The following is a 17,785-nucleotide window of genomic DNA, read 5'->3' as shown; positions in this document are numbered from 1 at the left end:
TATGGAATCGATTATTGAGATAAAAGACCTGTCTTTTCAATATCAGGCAGATCAAGAACATTATGATGTTCATAACATTACGTTTCACGTGAAACGTGGAGAATGGTTGTCAATTGTTGGTCATAATGGTAGTGGAAAATCAACGACAGTTCGCTTGATTGATGGTTTGCTCGAGGCTGAATCTGGAGAAATATGGATAGACGGTGATTGCCTAACTCCAGAAAATGTCTGGGAAAAAAGACGTAAGATTGGTATGGTCTTTCAAAATCCTGATAACCAATTCGTAGGAGCAACTGTTGAAGACGACGTTGCTTTTGGACTGGAAAATCAAGGAATCCCACTTGAAGAGATGAAGAAACGCGTTTCTGAAGCTTTATCATTAGTTGGGATGGCTGAATTTGCTAAAAAGGAACCAGCTCGCTTGTCAGGAGGTCAGAAACAGAGAGTAGCTATTGCAGGAGTTGTTGCTCTGCGACCAGATATTTTAATCTTGGATGAGGCTACAAGTATGTTGGACCCTGAGGGACGATTAGAGTTGATTAAGATAGTCCAGAAGATTCGCAAAGACCATCAGATGACAGTCATCTCCATTACGCATGATTTGGATGAGGTGGCCATGAGTGACAGAGTTTTGGTGATGAAAAAAGGAGAAATCGAGTCAACTAGCACTCCTAGAGAGTTATTTTCTAGATCAGATTTAGATCAAATTGGCTTAGATCAACCCTTTGTCAACCGATTAAAAGAATCACTACGTACCAGTGGTTTGAAATTACCAGAGTACTACCTGACCGAGGAGGAGCTTGAGGAGGCTTTATGGGAATTATTCTAGACAATGTTAGTTATACTTATCAGGAAGGAACACCCTTTGCCTCAGCTGCTTTGTCAGATGTCAGTTTGACCATAGAAGATGGTTCCTATACTGCTATTATTGGGCATACAGGAAGTGGGAAATCCACAATTTTGCAGCTTTTAAATGGTTTGCTAGTTCCCACAGAGGGAAGTGTTCGTGTCTTTGATACATTGATTACATCAACATCTGTTAATAAGCAAATTCGTCAAATTCGTAAACAAGTTGGGTTGGTGTTTCAGTTTGCAGAGAATCAAATTTTTGAGGAAACTGTCCTAAAAGATGTGGCTTTTGGCCCTCAAAATTTTGGAGTTTCTGTAGAAGAGGCAGAAGCTATTGCGCGTGAAAAACTAGCTTTAGTAGGAATCGATGAATCACTCTTTGAACGAAGTCCATTTGAACTCTCAGGTGGACAAATGAGACGGGTTGCTATTGCTGGAATTTTGGCAATGGAGCCAAGAATTTTGGTCTTAGATGAGCCAACAGCTGGTTTGGACCCAATTGGTCGAAAAGAGTTGATGACCTTGTTTAAAAAGCTTCATCAAGATGGCATAACAATTGTTTTAGTAACTCACCTTATGGATGATGTGGCCGAATTTGCTGACCAAGTTTATGTGATGGAAAAAGGGAAACTAGTTAAGGGTGGGAAACCAAGTCTTGTCTTTCAAAATGTCGAATTTATGGAAAAAATCCAATTAGGTGTTCCTAAAATCACACGATTTGCTCAAGGGCTAGTTGACAGAGGAATTTCTTTCGAACAATTGCCGATAACGATAGAGGAGTTTAAGGAGTTTATCAATGGATAATATGATTTTAGGTCGATACATACCAGGAAATTCGATTATTCATCGTCTAGATCCTCGTAGTAAGTTAGTAGCAATGATTTTATTGATCATTATCGCTTTTTGGGCCAATAATCCAATTACAAATCTCATACTCTTCATTGCAACAGGCATATTTGTCGTTTTATCAGAAGTTCCCTTATCTTTTTTTATAAAAGGTTTGCGATCTATGTTTTTTCTGATTGCTTTTACAACCCTTTTTCAACTGTTCTTTATCTCTGGTGGTCACGTCTTGTTCGAGATGGGATTTATAAAAATCACAAGCTATGGTATTGAGCAGGCAGGAATTATTTTTTGTCGCTTTGTGTTGATTATTTTTTTCTCAACCTTGCTAACCTTGACGACTATGCCACTAAGTTTAGCAACAGCAGTTGAATCCTTGCTTGGACCTTTAAAAAGATTTAAAGTTCCAGTTCATGAGATTGGGCTCATGTTGTCTATGAGTTTGCGATTTGTACCAACCTTGATGGATGATACGATTCGCATTATGAATGCTCAAAAGGCGCGTGGTGTTGATTTTGGAGAAGGAAATGTAATCCAAAAAGTTAAGGCTATGATTCCTATTCTGATTCCTTTATTTGCTACGAGTTTGAAACGAGCGGATTCTCTTGCTACAGCCATGGAAGCTAGAGGCTATCAAGGCGGGAATGGACGCAGTCAGTATCGACAGTTAAATTGGATGAACAGAGACAGTATAGCGCTATTATTTGTTTGTGTATTGGGTGCAATTCTATTTTTGCTAAAATCTTAGAATGTAATATAAGGTAGAGGTATGAATCGTTTTAAAAAATCAAAATATATCATTGTTCTATTTGTCGTTGTATTAGTAGTATCCGTTTTTTTAGTGACAACACAATCAAGTGCAGTTGTAACAAAAGTTGGAGATGGAATTTCATTAGTCGATAGAATAGTGCAAAAGCCTTTTCAGTGGCTTTCTTCCGTAAAATCTGATTTAGGTCGTTTGACCAGAACCTATAACGAGAATGAAACTCTCAAAAAAGAACTCTATCAGATGAAGAAGGAAACGAATGAAGCAGACAGTTTGAAGGAAGAAAATGAGCAACTACGTCAGTTATTGGATATGAAGTCAAAATTGAATGCAACCAAGTTGATTGTTTCTGATGTCATCATGAGAACTCCTGCAACTTGGAAACAAGAGTTGACAATTGATGCAGGTTCTCAACAAGGCGTGACAAGTAATATGCTTGTTATAGCTGGTGGGGGACTGATTGGAAGCGTGGGAAAGGTTGAAGATAACTCTACTGTGGTCAACTTATTGACCAATGCGGAAAATACGGAGAAAATATCCGTTAAAATCCAACACGGTTCTACTAGTATATATGGCATTATCATTGGGTACGACAAAGAAAAAGACTTGCTTAAAATAAGCCAGTTAAATAGTAGTAGTGATATCAGTCAAGGAGACAAGGTAGTAACAGGAGGTCTGGGGAACTTTAAAACAACAGATATTCCAGTAGGGGAGGTTGTATCAGTTACCCATAGTAGTGACTATCTAACAAGAGAAGTTATGGTCAAACTCCATGCTGATCCAATGAATCTAAAAGTCGTAGAGTTAGTGGGGAACCCATCATGAGACTGTTGAAGCAGATAGGAATGTTTTTGCTCTTGCCCTTAATAATCTTAATAGATAGTCATTTAGGGCAATTTGTAAATAGTTTTTTTCCACATTTTCAAATTGTGAGCCACTTTATCTTCATCTTCTTGTTGTTTGAAACTATTGAAGTATCGGAGTATCTATTTTTAGTTTATTGCTTATTTATTGGTCTTATATACGATATTTATTTTTTCCATTTAGTAGGGATTGCTAGTCTTCTTTTTGTGATTATTGGTGCAATCATTTATAAAAATAATGCGATCATTTTCTCAAATAGATGGACTAGACTATTAGCTATTTTAATGATGACTTTCTCTTTTGAATTTGGTAGTTTTCTTCTAGCGCAAATGATTGGATTAACTGCTGAAAGTATAACAGTCTTTATCGTCTATGGTCTAGTTCCATCAATGATATTAAACTTTCTATGGATGTTAGTTTTTCAGTTTATTTTTGAAAAAATATATCTATAAGAAAGAAACAAAACTGTAATAAAGGCGTAATATTTATTAAGCCTTTTTTTGATATACTAGTATTGTCTTAAAAGAAGGAGTATTTACACTTATGAAGAAAAAAATCCTAGCATCACTTTTGTTAAGCACAGTATTAGTCTCACAAGGAGCTGTTCTTTCAAGTGTTAAAGCAAATACAACAGATGAAAAGATTGCTGCTCAAGATAGTAAAATTAGTAACTTGACAGCTCAACAGAAAGAAGCTCAAAAACAAGTAGACGAAATTCAAACTAAAGTTTCAGCTATTCAATCAGAGCAAGAAAAATTACAATCTGAAAACGAAAAACTTCAAGAAGAATCAAAAAAACTTGAAGGTGAAATCGCAGAGCTTTCAAAAAACATCGTAGCACGTAACGAATCGCTTGAAAACCAAGCTCGTAGTGCACAAACAAACGGAACTGCTACAAGTTACATCAATACGATTATTAACTCTGACTCAATCACAGAAGCTATTTCTCGTGTAGCAGCCATGAGTGAAATCGTATCAGCAAACAATAAAATGTTGCAGCAACAAAAAGAAGATAAGAAAGCTATCTCTGAAAAACAAGTTGCAAACAACGAAGCAATCAACACAGTCATTGCTAACCAACAAACGCTTGCTGACGATGCTCAAGCTTTGACAACAAGACAAGCAGAATTGAAAGTGGCTGAGTTAAATCTTGCAGCTGAAAAAGCTACAGCAGAAAATGAAAAAGCTAGCTTGCTAGAGAAAAAAGCAGCAGCAGAGGCAGAAGCCAAAGCAGCAGCGGAGGCAGAAGCAGCTTATAAAGCTAAACAAGCAAGTCAACAACAATCACTTGTAGCTTCGGCTAACACAACCTTTGCTGCCCAAGTACAAGCAACTTCAAGTTCTTCATCATCTTCATCATCAGATGAAGAATCAAGCTACACACCTGCAGCAACTACTGTAAGTCAACGACCAACTTATAGTTCAAATGCTTCAAGTTACCCTGTAGGTCAATGTACATGGGGTGCTAAGACTTTGGCTCCATGGGCTGGTGATTACTGGGGAAATGGTGGTCAATGGGCTGCAAGTGCAGCGGCTGCAGGTTTCCGTACAGGTTCTACACCACAAGTTGGAGCAATTGCTTCATGGGATGATGGAGGATACGGACATGTAGCAGTTGTTACTGCTGTTGAGTCAACAACGCGTATTCAAGTTTCAGAATGTAACTATGATGGTAGCGGAACTCAACCAATCGGAAATTATCGTGGATGGTTTAATCCTACTGCATCACGTGGTACAGTAAGATACATTTATCCAAACTAACATATTAATTATTATTAAATTTAGGGTGAGGTTTTATTAATCTCACCCTTTGTATAGTGCTGAAAAATAAATTTCATTATATAATTACTTGAACTTATTTTCTATTTTTATAATTTTTTAGTTAAAGTAAAATGAAACTTAGGGATTTAGTATGAGTGTAGCATGTTGATAAAAAAATGGTTTCTAAGGGAGTCGGTGTTGGAATTATGTTTACTTATAAAAAGAATGTTGATGTTCAAGAGTGGGATTTATTTTTAGAAAATCATCCTCAAGGGAATTTATTGCAGAGTAGTGATTGGGCCAAGATAAAGGATACTTGGGGGAATGAGAGAGTTGGATTTTATAAAGAGAATCAACTAGTTGGAGTAGCGAACATCTTAATTCAGCCTCTTCCATTAGGATTTTCCATGTTCTATATTCCAAGAGGCCCAGTTATTAATTATGAAGATAAAGAACTTCTGAAATTTGTGCTTTTAACATTGAAAAAAATGGCTAAAAAAAGCAATGCAATAATGGTTAAATTTGATCCAAGCCTTTTTATCAGTCGAAGTCTGATCGACCAAAAAACTATTCAAAATTCTAAAACTTTTGAAATTGTTGAGGAATTGCAAAAAAATAAAGTTCATTGGACAGGATTGACAAAGGATATGGCAGAAAACATACAACCTCGTTTTCAAGCTAATATTCATAAAGAAAACTTCTCGCTGGATCAACTGTCCAAATCTACTCGACAGGCAATCCGAACTGCAAGAAATAAAGGATTGGAAGTGAAATTCGGTGGGCTTGATTTATTAGATGAATTTTCATTTTTAATGAAGAAAACAGAGTCTCGTAAGAATATCAGTTTACGAGGAAAAGATTATTATCAGAAGTTATTGACTACTTATCCTGATCATTCCTTTATCACACTGAGCTATTTAGATTTACCTAATAGACTGAAAGAAGTTGAGCAGCAACTGGAAAAAAATCTTAAAATAGCGCAGAAATTCACTGATAAAACGAAAGAAGGCAAAATAAAAGAGAATCAGCAAGAGAGAAAACGATTAGAGGAAGAAATTTCTTTTCTTAAGAGCCATATTGATAGAGGGGACAGTGTCGTTCCATTGTCTGGAACTTTGACCATAGAATTTGGGAAAACTTCTGAGAACTTATATGCTGGAATGAATGAGGAATTTAGACATTATCAACCTGCTATTCCAACATGGTTTGAGACTGCTCAACATTCATTTGAACGCGGGGCAGCAACTCATAATATGGGTGGAATTGAAAACAACTTAGAGGGTGGGTTATTTAGTTTTAAATCTAAGTTTAATCCCACTATCGAGGAATTTGCTGGTGAGTTTAATTACCCAACTAGCTCATTGTATTTCTTGTTTAATATAGCCTATAAAATCCGTAAGAAACTTCGAAGTAGATAGGATAAACTAATTATTTTGCTACTACATTAAATTTTTAAAAATTAGCTATTAGAACATCTCAGCAGTATATGTTGAGATGTTTTAAATTTAGAGTGTTTACAAGTAATTTAATAAGGAGAAAATAACAAAATCACTTGAAATAAAGCTCCAATTATGATAAAATGAAACTTGTCGTGTGAACGATAATACTCATTCTTGATGAATTGTGAAACTGTTGCCTTTTGGTTGTTTTGCAAGCTGAAATCGAGAAGAGGAAAAAACAAAAAAGGAGAAATACTCATGGCAGTAATTTCAATGAAACAACTTCTTGAGGCTGGTGTGCACTTTGGTCACCAAACTCGTCGCTGGAACCCTAAGATGGCTAAGTACATCTTCACTGAGCGTAACGGAATCCACGTTATCGACTTGCAACAAACTGTAAAATACGCTGACCAAGCATACGACTTCATGCGTGATGCTGCAGCTAACGATGCAGTTGTATTGTTTGTTGGTACTAAGAAACAAGCAGCTGACGCAGTTGCTGAAGAAGCAGTACGTTCAGGTCAATACTTCATCAACCACCGTTGGTTGGGTGGAACTCTTACAAACTGGGGAACAATCCAAAAACGTATCGCTCGTTTGAAAGAAATCAAACGTATGGAAGAAGATGGAACTTTTGAAGTTCTTCCTAAGAAAGAAGTTGCACTTCTTAACAAACAACGTGCACGTCTTGAAAAATTCTTGGGTGGTATCGAAGATATGCCTCGTATCCCAGATGTAATGTACGTAGTTGACCCGCATAAAGAGCAAATCGCTGTTAAAGAAGCTAAAAAATTGGGAATCCCAGTTGTAGCGATGGTTGACACAAACACTGATCCAGACGATATCGATGTAATCATCCCAGCTAACGATGACGCTATCCGCGCGGTTAAATTGATTACAGCTAAATTGGCTGACGCTATCATCGAAGGACGTCAAGGTGAAGATGCAGCAGTTGAAGCAGAATTTGCAGCTTCAGAAGCTCAAGCTGACTCAATCGAAGAAATCGTTGAAGTTGTAGAAGGCGACAACGCTTAATTCAAATAAGTAATCATTACCTAGGAGGGCAGGGCTTAGCCCGGCTCTCCTATTTTAAAAAATATAGGAGAATCAAAATGGCAGAAATTACAGCTAAACTTGTTAAAGAGTTGCGTGAAAAATCTGGTGCTGGTGTTATGGACGCTAAGAAAGCATTGGTTGAAGTTGAAGGTGATATCGAAAAAGCAATCGAATTACTTCGCGAAAAAGGTATGGCTAAGGCAGCTAAGAAAGCTGACCGTGTTGCAGCTGAAGGTTTGACTGGTGTATTTGTTAACGGTAACGTTGCAGCAGTAGTTGAAGTAAATGCTGAAACGGACTTTGTTGCGAAAAACGCTCAATTCGTTGACTTGGTAAATGCAACAGCTAAAGTAATTGCTGAAGGTAAACCAGCTAATAACGAAGAAGCACTTGCTTTGACAATGCCTTCAGGTGAAACTCTTGAAGCAGCCTATGTATCTGCAACAGCTACAATCGGTGAAAAAATCTCATTCCGTCGTTTTGCTTTGCTTGAAAAAACAGATGCACAACACTTTGGAGCATACCAACACAATGGTGGACGTATCGGTGTTATCTCTGTCATTGAAGGTGGAGATGAAGCACTTGCTAAACAAATTTCAATGCACATCGCTGCTATGAAACCAACAGTTCTTTCATACAAAGAATTGGATGAGCAATTTGTTAAAGATGAGTTGGCACAATTGAACCACGTTATCGACCAAGATAACGAAAGCCGTGCAATGGTTGGTAAACCAGCTCTTCCACACCTTAAATATGGTTCTAAAGCTCAATTGACTGATGAAGTCATCGCTCAAGCTGAAGAAGCTATCAAAGCTGAATTGGCAGCTGAAGGTAAACCAGAAAAAATCTGGGACAAAATCATCCCAGGTAAAATGGATCGCTTCATGCTTGACAACACTAAAGTTGACCAAGCTTACACACTTCTTGCACAAGTTTACATCATGGATGACAGCAAGACAGTTGAAGCTTACCTTGAATCAGTTAACGCTTCAGTAGTTGAGTTCGCTCGATTTGAAGTTGGTGAAGGTATCGAAAAAGCTGTAAACGACTTTGAAGCAGAAGTTGCAGCTACAATGGCAGCAGCCTTGAATAACTAATAAAAAAGTAAGGAAGCAAATCAGCTTCCTTTTCTTTTGTTGGAGGGGGATTCAGAGGTTTATTTTAAAAGGTAAACAAAAAGCCCTATACAAGGGCTTAGTGTATTTAGGAGACTATACTTCAAACTCATAGAGAGCTGTAGATAGGTAACGCTCACCGTTATCTGGTGCGAGAGCAAGGACTTTTTTTCCTGCTCCAAGTTTTTTAGCAACTTCAATTGCTGCATAGATAGCTGCAGCAGAAGAAATTCCAACAAGGAAACCTTCTTTTCCGCCAATCTCACGACCAAGTGCAAGAGCATTGTCTGAGGTTACGCGAACGATACCATCATAAGCTTTTGTATCAAGTGTATCTGGAATGAATCCAGCAGAGATACCTTGAATTTTGTGAGGACCTGGTTTTTCACCTGACAAGATAGCTGACTCGTCTGCCTCAACTGCAAAAACTTGAATGTTTGAGTTAGCAGTTTTAAGAGCATGAGAAACACCTGAAATAGTTCCTCCGGTACCAACACCAGCAACAAAGGCATCTAAACCATCAGCTCCAAAATCAGCTAGGATTTCAGCTCCTGTTGTTCTTTCGTGAACTTTTGGGTTAGCTTGGTTAATAAACTGTAATGGTAAGAAACCATCACGCTCAGCAGCAATTTCCTGCGCTTTTGCAATCGCACCTTTCATTCCTTCGCTACCAGGAGTGAGGACTAGTTCAGCTCCATAAGCTTGGATAATTTTACGACGTTCAACACTCATGGTTTCAGGCATAACGATAACAACTTTATAGCCTTTAGCAGCACCAACCCATGAAAGTCCAATACCAGTGTTTCCACTTGTTGCTTCCACAATAGTAGAACCTGGTTTCAATTTACCTTCTTGTTCTGCTTTTTCAATCATACTTAGGGCGATGCGGTCTTTAACGGATGATCCTGGGTTAAAAGCTTCAAGTTTTACATAAACATCTGCTGCACCTTCGGGTACAATGTTGTTTAATTTAACAATCGGTGTTCTACCGATGAGTTCTGTGATGTTGTTATAAATAGCCATATAAGCACCTCTTTATATAAGATGCTACTAGTATAACGCTAACTTTAACTTTTGTAAAATATAGAAATCCTATCGGAGTGATAGGATTTCTTTATATCAGTGATTCAAATCGTTAATATTCAAACGATTGTGATAAGCTAATTCAAACAGATAAGTGTATAGAGGTATGATATCTGTTTTCTTTGGAAATTCAAATTTGTGAGAATTAAAAAGTTCATTGTGAGATTTTAAAAAGGCATTTTCTAAATAAGTAATCGTAATCTCGCTATCATCAATCCCAAGTCCAGCAGTTTCCATCTCAACATTAATGATGTTCATGAGGAAAATTGATTTGATAGACATCTTCCGTCCGGTTGCCCCTTGTTTATCTGTAAAGATGATTCGGATATTTGTAAAGATAATTGAGTCACGAATAAGTTTATATCCGCTTTGAATTTCTTCATTTTCTAATAAATATTGTCCAAACTCCTTGGTAAGAGCTTCTTTACTTTGCTCACTGAAGTTTCCAGCGAGTCCCTGAATTAATCTTCCAAAAGCCATATGATATTTCCTTTCTTTACGATAGGTTTACAGGTACTTCAACTTCACGTAAACCTTTGTCAGTTAGAGTAACTTTTCCATTGAAAAATTCAATGAGATCAGCCTTGATACCGTCTTTCTTTTCTTTATCAATGAAAATCATAGTGTCAACTTGATCTGTAAAGTTTGTCTCTAATTCTATGAGATTATGCTCTTTAAGAAAATTCCCATATTCTTGATACTGGGCATAGGTCATGTGAATCTGTATCCCTGCCTGCTCTTTGATTTCAATAATGCCAATTTCCTTAACTGCTAGGGCAATACTACCAGCATAAGCGCGAATCAAACCACCAGCCCCTAGTTTGATACCACCAAAATAACGAGTAACTACAACACAGACATTAGTAAGGTTGTGATTCTCCAAAACTCCTAGCATAGGAATACCAGCAGTTCCACTAGGTTCTCCGTCATCACTAGTTCGCTTGATTTCACTACGTTCACCGACAATAAAGGCAGAGCAGTTGTGGGTTGCTTTATAGTGTTCTTTTTTGATAGCTGTGATAAAATCACGAGCCTCTTCTTCACTATAGACACGCTTGGCATGACAGATAAAGCGTGATTTTTTAATTTCTTCTTGGACTTGACCGTCCTCTTTTATAGTTCTATATTCCATATTTTTATTGTACTAAAAAATAGCGTAAAGTTCTACATTTTACGAATAAAGAAATATGAAAGTCAATCCAAATTACCTCGGTCGCCTTTTTACGGAACAAGAATTAAGTCTTGAGGAGAGACAACGAGCAAAACAAATTCCATCCATAAAAAAAGAGAAGGGCCAACAATATTGTCAGCGTTGTGGTAGTCAGATAAAAGAAGAATGGCATTTGCCTGTTGGTGCTTTTTATTGTCGAGAATGCTTGATTATGAAGCGAATAAGAAGTGATCAAAAACTCTATTACTTTCCGCAAGAATATTTTCCCAAGCAAGATGTACTCAAATGGTCAGGTCAACTGACTCCATTTCAAGAGCGGGTATCACAAGGACTCCTTCAGGCGGTAGATAAGAAGGAGGCCACCTTGGTACATGCAGTGACAGGAGCTGGTAAGACAGAGATGATCTACCAAGTTGTCGCTAAGGTGATAAATCAGGGTGGAGCTGTTTGTCTGGCCAGTCCACGAATTGATGTTTGCCTAGAGCTCCATAAACGATTACAAAATGATTTTGCATGTGAGATTGCACTACTACATGGGGAGTCGGATCCCTATTTTCGTACACCTTTAGTTGTAGCAACCACTCACCAACTATTAAAATTTTATCAAGCTTTTGATTTATTGATTGTGGATGAAGTAGATGCCTTTCCTTATGTTGATAATCCAGTGCTTTACCATGCAGTCAACAATTGTGTAAAGGAAAATGGATTGAGAATATTTTTAACAGCAACGTCAACAGATGAGTTAGACAGAAAAGTTAAACAAGGGGAGTTAAAGCGTCTCAGTTTGCCACGTCGCTTTCATGGAAATCCTCTCATTGTTCCCAAGCCAATCTGGTTATCGCATTTTAATAGATATTTAGAAAAAAATGGCTTACCTCCAAAATTAAAACTTTACATTGAGAAACAGAGAGAGACGGCATATCCCTTACTAATCTTCGCATCTGAAATAAAAAAGGGAGAAAAGCTAAAAGAAATTTTGCAGGAGAAATTTCCAAATGAGAAAATAGGCTTTGTATCTTCAATCACAGAAGACCGATTAGAGCAGGTACAGGCCTTTCGAGATGGCGAGTTGACGATATTAATAAGCACAACTATATTAGAGCGTGGAGTTACCTTCCCCCGTGTAGATGTTTTTGTGGTGGAAGCCAATCATCAACTCTTTACTAAGTCAAGTTTAGTACAAATTGGTGGGCGGGTTGGAAGAAGCATGGATCGTCCTACTGGAGAACTTATATTTTTCCATGATGGACTCAATCAGTCCATTAAGAAAGCCATAAAGGAGATTAAACAAATGAATCAGGAGGCAGGAGTATGAAGTGTTTATTGTGTGGTAAAAGCTTGCAAACAGAGATAACTTTTACTAACCTGCTCTGTTTTAAAAAGGAGGAGGAACTAGTATGTGAATCCTGTATTTCGTCTTTCGAGAGTATTGCTGGTAATCATTGTCCTAGTTGTTTTAAAAAAGGGGTGTCAATTATCTGTCAAGATTGTCAATTTTGGTGTAAAAAAGGTGTAAAGGTTGATCATGTGGCTCTTTATTCCTATAATCAGGCAATGAAAGAATATTTTAGTCGCTATAAATTTGATGGTGATTATCTTCTTAGAAAGGTATTTTCTGAGATATTGCAAAAAGAGTTAAAGAAGTATAAGGACTATCAGATTGTGATTGTCCCTCTGAGTGACCAGCGTTTTAAAAGCAGAGGCTTTAATCAAGTTGAAGGTTTGATAATGGAGACAGGGTTAACATATCTGGATATTTTGGTTAAAAAAGAAGTGGAGGCTAGTTCTTCAAAAAATCGATCGGATCGCTTACTTGCAGAATTTCCCTTTTTATTGAAAGATGTAGTGAAGCTTCCAGAAAATATCTTACTATTTGATGATATTTACACGACTGGAACTACCTTGAATCGTCTTAAAAGTATGTTTTTAGAGGCTGGATGTCAGAATATTAAAACTTTTTCCCTCGCAAGATGAGGAAAAAGTTTGCAAAAAAAATATGAAAGCGTTATAATATAATTAGAAAAACAAATATGTTTAGAAAGAAGGTACTTATATGATTAAATATAGTATCCGTGGTGAAAACCTAGAAGTAACAGAAGCAATTCGTGATTATGTAGTTTCTAAACTCGAAAAGATCGAAAAATACTTCCAAGCAGACCAAGAATTGGATGCGCGTGTTAACTTGAAAGTTTACCGTGAAAAGACTGCTAAAGTAGAAGTAACCATTCCGCTTGGATCTATTACTCTTCGTGCAGAAGATATTTCTCAAGATATGTACGGTTCTATTGATTTGGTGACAGATAAGATTGAGCGTCAGATTCGTAAAAACAAAACTAAAATTGAACGTAAGAACAGAAATAAAGTATCTACAAGTCAACTCTTTACAGATGCTTTAGTTGAGGACTTAGATGTAGTACAACCAAAAGTTGTTCGTTCAAAACAAATTGATTTGAAACCAATGGATTTGGAAGAAGCTATCTTACAGATGGATTTATTGGGACATGACTTCTTTATCTATGTAGATGTTGAAGATGAAACAACAAATGTTATTTATCGTCGTGAAGATGGAGATATTGGTCTTCTAGAAGTTAAATAATCAAAAAAATTAGTCTTTGAAAGTGGTTTACACTAGTGTAAACCACTTTTTAGTTTGGATGTTTTACTATTATTTGAATATAGTGTTCCCTCTTTAAAAGTCGCATTTTGGCTACATTTATGGTATAATAATGCGCAAGAGGTTTGTAATGAAAAAAAATGAAATAAATCCCTTTTTTATGTATCTGATTGCTATGGTAACCTTTACGATTATGACCATTTTGATTGTGTTAGTAAAGGATAATCTTATCACTATAGCAAGTCTATTTTTATTTATCGTATTCTATGTTCTGCTGTTTAATTTCCAGAAAAAATATTACAAAAAAACAGATATCGAGCAAATCCAGTATGTTAATCATCAGGCTACGGATAGTTTGAGTGCTCTCCTAGAGCAAATGCCTGTCGGGGTTGTTAAATTAAATATGGACAGCAGTGAGATTGAATGGTTCAATCCCTATGCGGAATTAATTTTGACAACTGAGGATGGAGAAATTGATTTTCCTCAATTTCAAAAGATTTTAAAGAGTTCGATTTCTACTCCAGGGTCTTATGCCATTGTTGGGGAGAAACGATATGCAGTGCATTTAGATAGAAATTCAGGTGTCTTATACTTTTTTGATGTTTCTGGTGAGTATGAGGCGACTGTTGAGCTTGTGACAAGTAGACCGGTAATCGGGATTATCTCAGTTGATAACTATGATGATTTGGAAAATGAAACGTCTGAATCAGACATTAGTCATATTAATAGCTTTGTTGCAAATTTTGTTTCAGAATTTGCTGGGAAACATGCCATGTTTTCTCGTAGAGTGAGTATGGATCGGTTTTATCTATTTACTGACTACACTGTACTTGGTCACTTGATGCATGATAAGTTTTCTGTGATTGATACCTTTCGTGAGGAAGCTAAGCAACGGAATTTACCGCTAACGATGAGTATGGGAGTTTCCTATGGTGATGGGAATCATGATCAGATTGGGAAGGTGGCTCTTCTTAATCTCAACTTAGCTGAAGTTCGTGGTGGTGACCAAGTTGTCGTAAAAGAGAATGATGAAACTAAAAATCCAATCTACTTTGGAGGAGGTTCAGCTGCATCTGTTAAACGTACTCGGACACGAACTCGTGCCATGATGACAGCTATTTCAGATAAACTTAAAAGTGTCGATCGAGTTTTTGTGGTTGGTCATAAGAATCTGGATATGGATGCTCTTGGATCAGCGGTTGGAATGCAGTTGTTTTCGAGTAATGTACTGGAAGAGAGTTATGTGATTTATGAACCTACACAGATGTCTCCAGATATTGCTCGAGCGGTTAACTATTTGGAAGAGGAGGGTGTTTCAAAACTTCTTCCTTTAGGCCAGGCTATGACAATGGTTACCAAACGTTCCTTGCTTGTGATGGTTGACCATTCTAAGACAGCTTTAACCTTATCCAAAGAGTTTTATGACTTGTTTACACAGACGATTGTCATTGACCATCACCGTCGCGACCAAGATTTTCCAGATAATGCGGTTATTACCTATATTGAGAGTGGAGCAAGCAGTGCTAGTGAACTTGTAACTGAGTTGATTCAATTTCAAAACTCTAAGAAGAAACGTTTGAGTCGCATTCAGGCTAGTGTTCTTATGGGGGGAATGATGTTGGATACTAAAAATTTCACCTCTCGGGTAACTAGTCGAACTTTTGATGTTGCAAGTTATCTCAGAACGAGAGGGAGTGATAGCATTATCATTCAGGAAATTTCAGCCACTGATTTTGAAGAATATCGATTGGTAAATGAACTCATTTTGCAGGGACAAATGGTACAGCCATCAATCCTGGTTGCTCAAGCTTTGGAGGATAAAGAGTACGATACGGTTGTTATTAGTAAGGCTGCTGATGCTATGCTTGCTATGTCTGGTATAGAGGCCAGCTTTGTACTTGCTAAGAATAGTCAAGGAGCAATCTCCATTTCTGCGCGAAGCAGAAGTAAGATCAATGTCCAACGAATTATGGAAGAGTTAGGTGGAGGTGGTCACTTTAACTTAGCTGCGGCACGTTTGACAGATATGAGCCTGCAAGAAGCAGGAGATAAACTGAAAACAGTTATTTTTAATGAAACAAAAGAAAAGGAGTCAGAAGAATGAAAGTAATCTTTTTAGCAGATGTTAAAGGTAAAGGAAAAAAAGGTGAAATTAAAGAAGTGCCAACTGGATATGCACAAAACTTTTTAATTAAGAAAAACCTTGCTAAGGAAGCTACAGCTCAAGCCATTGGTGAGTTGCGTGGTAAGCAAAAATCAGAAGAAAAAGCACATGCAGAGATGCTTGCAGAAGCTAAGGAAATTAAAGCGAAACTGGAAGCAGAGGAAACCATCGTTGAGTTTGTTGAAAAAGTTGGTCCAGATGGACGTACATTTGGATCTATTACCAACAAGAAAATTGCAGAAGAATTGCAAAAACAATTTGGTATTAAAATTGATAAACGCCACATTCAAATTCAATCACCAATCCGAGCAGTTGGTTTGATTGATGTTCCGGTGAAGATTTATCAAGAAGTGACAAGTGTAATCAATCTTCGTGTCAAGGAAGCTTAATTTACGATTGGTTGACAGCATTGTAAAAGGAAGGAAAGTCTGATGGCAGAAGTTGAAGAACTGCGTGTTCAGCCTCAAGATATTCTGGCAGAACAATCTGTGTTGGGAGCCATTTTTATTGATGAGACTAAACTCGTCTTTGTCCGAGAATATATCGATTCACAGGACTTCTTTAAGTATGCTCACCGTTTGATTTTTCAGGCTATGGTTGATTTGTCTGATCGTGGAGATGCTATTGATGCAACCACAGTTCGGACGATACTAGATAGTCAGGGTGATTTACAAACTATTGGAGGCTTGTCTTATCTGGTTGAGATTGTCAATTCGGTGCCAACCTCTGCCAATGCGGAATACTATGCTAAAATTGTAGCAGAAAAGGCTATGCTTCGACGCCTGATTGCTAAGTTGACAGAGTCTGTAAACCTAGCCTATGAAGCTTCTCAACCTGCTGACGAAATTATCGCTCGTGCAGAAAAAGGCTTGATTGATGTCAGTGAGAATGCCAATCGAAATGGTTTTAAAAATATTCGCGATGTATTGAATATTAACTTTGGAAATCTAGAAGCTCGTTCGCAACAGACTTCAGATATCACGGGTATTGCGACAGGCTATCGAGATTTAGATCATATGACGACAGGTCTGCATGAGGAAGAATTGATTATTTTGGCAGCTCGTCCTGCGGTTGGTAAGACAGCCTTTGCTTTGAATATTGCGCAAAATATCGGAACCAAACTCGATAAGACAGTTGCTATTTTCTCTCTGGAAATGGGTGCTGAAAGTTTGGTCGATCGTATGTTGGCTGCAGAAGGCTTGGTAGAGTCACATTCTATCCGTACGGGTCAATTGACCGAGGAAGAATGGCGTAAGTATACGATTGCTCAGGGTAATCTGGCTAATGCAAGTATCTATATTGATGATACACCTGGGATTCGAATCACAGAAATTCGATCTCGTTCTCGTAAACTGGCTCAGGAAACAGGTAATCTAGGCTTGATTTTGATTGACTATCTTCAGCTTATCACTGGAACTGGTCGAGAAAATCGTCAACAAGAAGTATCTGAGATTTCCCGTCAGTTGAAAATCTTAGCAAAAGAACTCAAAGTTCCAGTTATAGCTCTTAGTCAGCTTTCTCGTGGTGTAGAGCAACGTCAAGATAAGAGACCAGTTTTGTCTGATATTCGTGAATCTGGATCTATCGAGCAGGATGCAGATATCGTAGCCTTCCTCTATCGTGATGATTATTATGAGCGCGGTGGTGAAGAAGAGGAAGGCATTCCAAATAATAAAGTAGAAGTGATTATCGAGAAAAACCGTAGCGGTGCTCGCGGAACGGTAGAATTGATTTTCCAAAAAGAATATAATAAATTTTCAAGTATTTCGAAGATGGAGGAACCAAGATGACAGACGCATTTACAGATGTGGCTAAAATGAAAAAAATAAAAGAAGAAATTAAGGCGCATGAGGGACAAGTGGTAGAAATGACCTTAGAAAATGGTCGTAAACGCCAAAAAAATCGTTTGGGAAAACTAATTGAGGTTTATCCATCGCTCTTCATCGTTGAGTTTGGAAATGTTGAAGGAGACAAACAGGCTAATGTCTATGTTGAATCTTTCACCTATTCAGACATTTTAACGGAAAAGAACCTGATTCATTATTTGGATTAAGGCTAAT

At 37.5% G+C, this 17,785-nt stretch carries 19 protein-coding genes; 16 read left to right on the top strand and 3 right to left on the bottom strand.

The window, feature by feature from the left end; translation table 11 throughout:
* Position 1: 1 nt before the first annotated feature.
* The 9 genes from ADH90_RS05950 (at position 2) to tsf (ending at position 8,675) form a co-directional block, all read left to right on the top strand.
* The gene (locus ADH90_RS05950) at positions 2 to 829 is read left to right on the top strand and encodes an energy-coupling factor ABC transporter ATP-binding protein (protein ID WP_049530372.1); all 828 of its coding nucleotides are present in this window, start codon (positions 2 to 4) and stop codon (positions 827 to 829) included.
* On the top strand, positions 814 to 1,653 hold the full coding sequence (locus ADH90_RS05945) for an energy-coupling factor transporter ATPase (RefSeq protein WP_049530371.1): 840 nt from the start codon (positions 814 to 816) through the stop codon (positions 1,651 to 1,653). The genes ADH90_RS05950 and ADH90_RS05945 overlap by 16 nt, the downstream gene beginning before the upstream one ends.
* Positions 1,646 to 2,440 carry an energy-coupling factor transporter transmembrane component T family protein gene (locus ADH90_RS05940; RefSeq protein ID WP_000369587.1) on the top strand — a complete coding sequence of 265 codons (795 nt, stop codon included), beginning with the start codon at positions 1,646 to 1,648 and terminating at the stop codon, positions 2,438 to 2,440. Before ADH90_RS05945 ends, ADH90_RS05940 begins: the two co-directional genes overlap by 8 nt.
* Before the next feature lie 21 nt (positions 2,441 to 2,461).
* Entirely contained in the window at positions 2,462 to 3,283 is an 822-nt protein-coding gene (gene mreC / locus ADH90_RS05935; protein WP_049530370.1) for a rod shape-determining protein MreC, read from the top strand.
* Positions 3,280 to 3,774, top strand: coding sequence for a rod shape-determining protein MreD (gene mreD, locus ADH90_RS05930; RefSeq protein ID WP_049530368.1), 495 nt, complete (start codon positions 3,280 to 3,282; stop codon positions 3,772 to 3,774). Before mreC ends, mreD begins: the two co-directional genes overlap by 4 nt.
* Before the next feature lie 91 nt (positions 3,775 to 3,865).
* Complete coding sequence (gene pcsB / locus ADH90_RS05925) at positions 3,866 to 5,083, top strand: peptidoglycan hydrolase PcsB (protein ID WP_049530367.1); 1,218 nt, start codon at positions 3,866 to 3,868, stop codon at positions 5,081 to 5,083.
* Between the two features lie 206 nt (positions 5,084 to 5,289).
* Complete coding sequence (locus ADH90_RS05920; protein ID WP_049530412.1) at positions 5,290 to 6,501, top strand: aminoacyltransferase; 1,212 nt, start codon at positions 5,290 to 5,292, stop codon at positions 6,499 to 6,501.
* A 279-nt stretch (positions 6,502 to 6,780) separates the two neighbouring features.
* A complete protein-coding gene (gene rpsB / locus ADH90_RS05915) occupies positions 6,781 to 7,557 on the top strand; it encodes a 30S ribosomal protein S2 (RefSeq protein ID WP_049521101.1) in 777 nt (258 codons plus the stop codon).
* Positions 7,558 to 7,634: 77 nt separating this feature from the next.
* The gene (tsf, locus tag ADH90_RS05910; protein WP_049530366.1) at positions 7,635 to 8,675 is read left to right on the top strand and encodes a translation elongation factor Ts; all 1,041 of its coding nucleotides are present in this window, start codon (positions 7,635 to 7,637) and stop codon (positions 8,673 to 8,675) included.
* A 114-nt stretch (positions 8,676 to 8,789) separates the two neighbouring features.
* On the opposite strand, the gene cysK is transcribed toward tsf, so the two are convergent.
* The 3 genes from cysK to ADH90_RS05895 all read right to left on the bottom strand — a co-directional run bounded on the left by cysK (position 8,790) and on the right by ADH90_RS05895 (position 10,908).
* Positions 8,790 to 9,716: a cysteine synthase A gene (gene cysK, locus ADH90_RS05905; protein ID WP_049530365.1), complete on the bottom strand. Its 927-nt coding sequence runs from the start codon at positions 9,714 to 9,716 to the stop codon at positions 8,790 to 8,792.
* A gap of 96 nt (positions 9,717 to 9,812) precedes the next feature.
* Positions 9,813 to 10,256 (bottom strand): PH domain-containing protein, encoded by a 444-nt coding sequence (locus ADH90_RS05900; RefSeq protein WP_049530364.1) that lies wholly within the window; start codon positions 10,254 to 10,256, stop codon positions 9,813 to 9,815.
* Positions 10,257 to 10,272: 16 nt separating this feature from the next.
* On the bottom strand, positions 10,273 to 10,908 hold the full coding sequence (locus ADH90_RS05895; protein WP_049530362.1) for a YigZ family protein: 636 nt from the start codon (positions 10,906 to 10,908) through the stop codon (positions 10,273 to 10,275).
* A 55-nt stretch (positions 10,909 to 10,963) separates the two neighbouring features.
* Between ADH90_RS05895 and ADH90_RS05890 the strand changes: the two genes are divergently transcribed.
* The 7 genes from ADH90_RS05890 (at position 10,964) to ADH90_RS05860 (ending at position 17,778) form a co-directional block, all read left to right on the top strand.
* Positions 10,964 to 12,262 (top strand): DEAD/DEAH box helicase, encoded by a 1,299-nt coding sequence (locus ADH90_RS05890; RefSeq protein ID WP_049530361.1) that lies wholly within the window; start codon positions 10,964 to 10,966, stop codon positions 12,260 to 12,262.
* Positions 12,259 to 12,921 (top strand): ComF family protein, encoded by a 663-nt coding sequence (locus tag ADH90_RS05885; RefSeq protein WP_049530360.1) that lies wholly within the window; start codon positions 12,259 to 12,261, stop codon positions 12,919 to 12,921. Before ADH90_RS05890 ends, ADH90_RS05885 begins: the two co-directional genes overlap by 4 nt.
* Positions 12,922 to 13,000: 79 nt before the next feature.
* Positions 13,001 to 13,543, top strand: a complete 543-nt coding sequence (hpf, locus tag ADH90_RS05880) for a ribosome hibernation-promoting factor, HPF/YfiA family (RefSeq protein WP_049530359.1) — start codon at positions 13,001 to 13,003, stop codon at positions 13,541 to 13,543.
* Between the two features lie 148 nt (positions 13,544 to 13,691).
* Positions 13,692 to 15,665 carry a DHH family phosphoesterase gene (locus tag ADH90_RS05875; protein WP_049530357.1) on the top strand — a complete coding sequence of 658 codons (1,974 nt, stop codon included), beginning with the start codon at positions 13,692 to 13,694 and terminating at the stop codon, positions 15,663 to 15,665.
* The gene (gene rplI, locus ADH90_RS05870) at positions 15,662 to 16,114 is read left to right on the top strand and encodes a 50S ribosomal protein L9 (protein ID WP_049530356.1); all 453 of its coding nucleotides are present in this window, start codon (positions 15,662 to 15,664) and stop codon (positions 16,112 to 16,114) included. The genes ADH90_RS05875 and rplI overlap by 4 nt, the downstream gene beginning before the upstream one ends.
* A 42-nt stretch (positions 16,115 to 16,156) precedes the next feature.
* Entirely contained in the window at positions 16,157 to 17,515 is a 1,359-nt protein-coding gene (gene dnaB, locus ADH90_RS05865; protein ID WP_000852500.1) for a replicative DNA helicase, read from the top strand.
* Positions 17,512 to 17,778, top strand: a complete 267-nt coding sequence (locus ADH90_RS05860) for a Veg family protein (RefSeq protein WP_000128621.1) — start codon at positions 17,512 to 17,514, stop codon at positions 17,776 to 17,778. The genes dnaB and ADH90_RS05860 overlap by 4 nt, the downstream gene beginning before the upstream one ends.
* Positions 17,779 to 17,785: the final 7 nt, after the last annotated feature.

Source organism: Streptococcus pseudopneumoniae (assembly GCF_001073085.1).
Taxonomy (GTDB): Bacteria; Bacillota; Bacilli; order Lactobacillales; family Streptococcaceae; genus Streptococcus; species Streptococcus pseudopneumoniae_M.
Note: the sequence above shows the minus strand (reverse complement) of the source record. Positions and strands in the feature narration are given on the sequence as shown.

Bases quoted from the DNA above. Each gene is read 5' to 3' on its own strand.
- ADH90_RS05950 (WP_049530372.1), top strand. From the start codon at position 2: ATGGAATCGATTATTGAGATAAAAGACCTGTCTTTTCAATATCAGGCA.
- ADH90_RS05945 (WP_049530371.1), top strand. From the start codon at position 814: ATGGGAATTATTCTAGACAATGTTAGTTATACTTATCAGGAAGGAACA.
- ADH90_RS05940 (WP_000369587.1), top strand. From the start codon at position 1,646: ATGGATAATATGATTTTAGGTCGATACATACCAGGAAATTCGATTATT.
- mreC (WP_049530370.1), top strand. From the start codon at position 2,462: ATGAATCGTTTTAAAAAATCAAAATATATCATTGTTCTATTTGTCGTT.
- mreD (WP_049530368.1), top strand. From the start codon at position 3,280: ATGAGACTGTTGAAGCAGATAGGAATGTTTTTGCTCTTGCCCTTAATA.
- pcsB (WP_049530367.1), top strand. From the start codon at position 3,866: ATGAAGAAAAAAATCCTAGCATCACTTTTGTTAAGCACAGTATTAGTC.
- ADH90_RS05920 (WP_049530412.1), top strand. From the start codon at position 5,290: ATGTTTACTTATAAAAAGAATGTTGATGTTCAAGAGTGGGATTTATTT.
- rpsB (WP_049521101.1), top strand. From the start codon at position 6,781: ATGGCAGTAATTTCAATGAAACAACTTCTTGAGGCTGGTGTGCACTTT.
- tsf (WP_049530366.1), top strand. From the start codon at position 7,635: ATGGCAGAAATTACAGCTAAACTTGTTAAAGAGTTGCGTGAAAAATCT.
- cysK (WP_049530365.1), bottom strand. From the start codon at position 9,716: ATGGCTATTTATAACAACATCACAGAACTCATCGGTAGAACACCGATT.
- ADH90_RS05900 (WP_049530364.1), bottom strand. From the start codon at position 10,256: ATGGCTTTTGGAAGATTAATTCAGGGACTCGCTGGAAACTTCAGTGAG.
- ADH90_RS05895 (WP_049530362.1), bottom strand. From the start codon at position 10,908: ATGGAATATAGAACTATAAAAGAGGACGGTCAAGTCCAAGAAGAAATT.
- ADH90_RS05890 (WP_049530361.1), top strand. From the start codon at position 10,964: ATGAAAGTCAATCCAAATTACCTCGGTCGCCTTTTTACGGAACAAGAA.
- ADH90_RS05885 (WP_049530360.1), top strand. From the start codon at position 12,259: ATGAAGTGTTTATTGTGTGGTAAAAGCTTGCAAACAGAGATAACTTTT.
- hpf (WP_049530359.1), top strand. From the start codon at position 13,001: ATGATTAAATATAGTATCCGTGGTGAAAACCTAGAAGTAACAGAAGCA.
- ADH90_RS05875 (WP_049530357.1), top strand. From the start codon at position 13,692: ATGAAAAAAAATGAAATAAATCCCTTTTTTATGTATCTGATTGCTATG.
- rplI (WP_049530356.1), top strand. From the start codon at position 15,662: ATGAAAGTAATCTTTTTAGCAGATGTTAAAGGTAAAGGAAAAAAAGGT.
- dnaB (WP_000852500.1), top strand. From the start codon at position 16,157: ATGGCAGAAGTTGAAGAACTGCGTGTTCAGCCTCAAGATATTCTGGCA.
- ADH90_RS05860 (WP_000128621.1), top strand. From the start codon at position 17,512: ATGACAGACGCATTTACAGATGTGGCTAAAATGAAAAAAATAAAAGAA.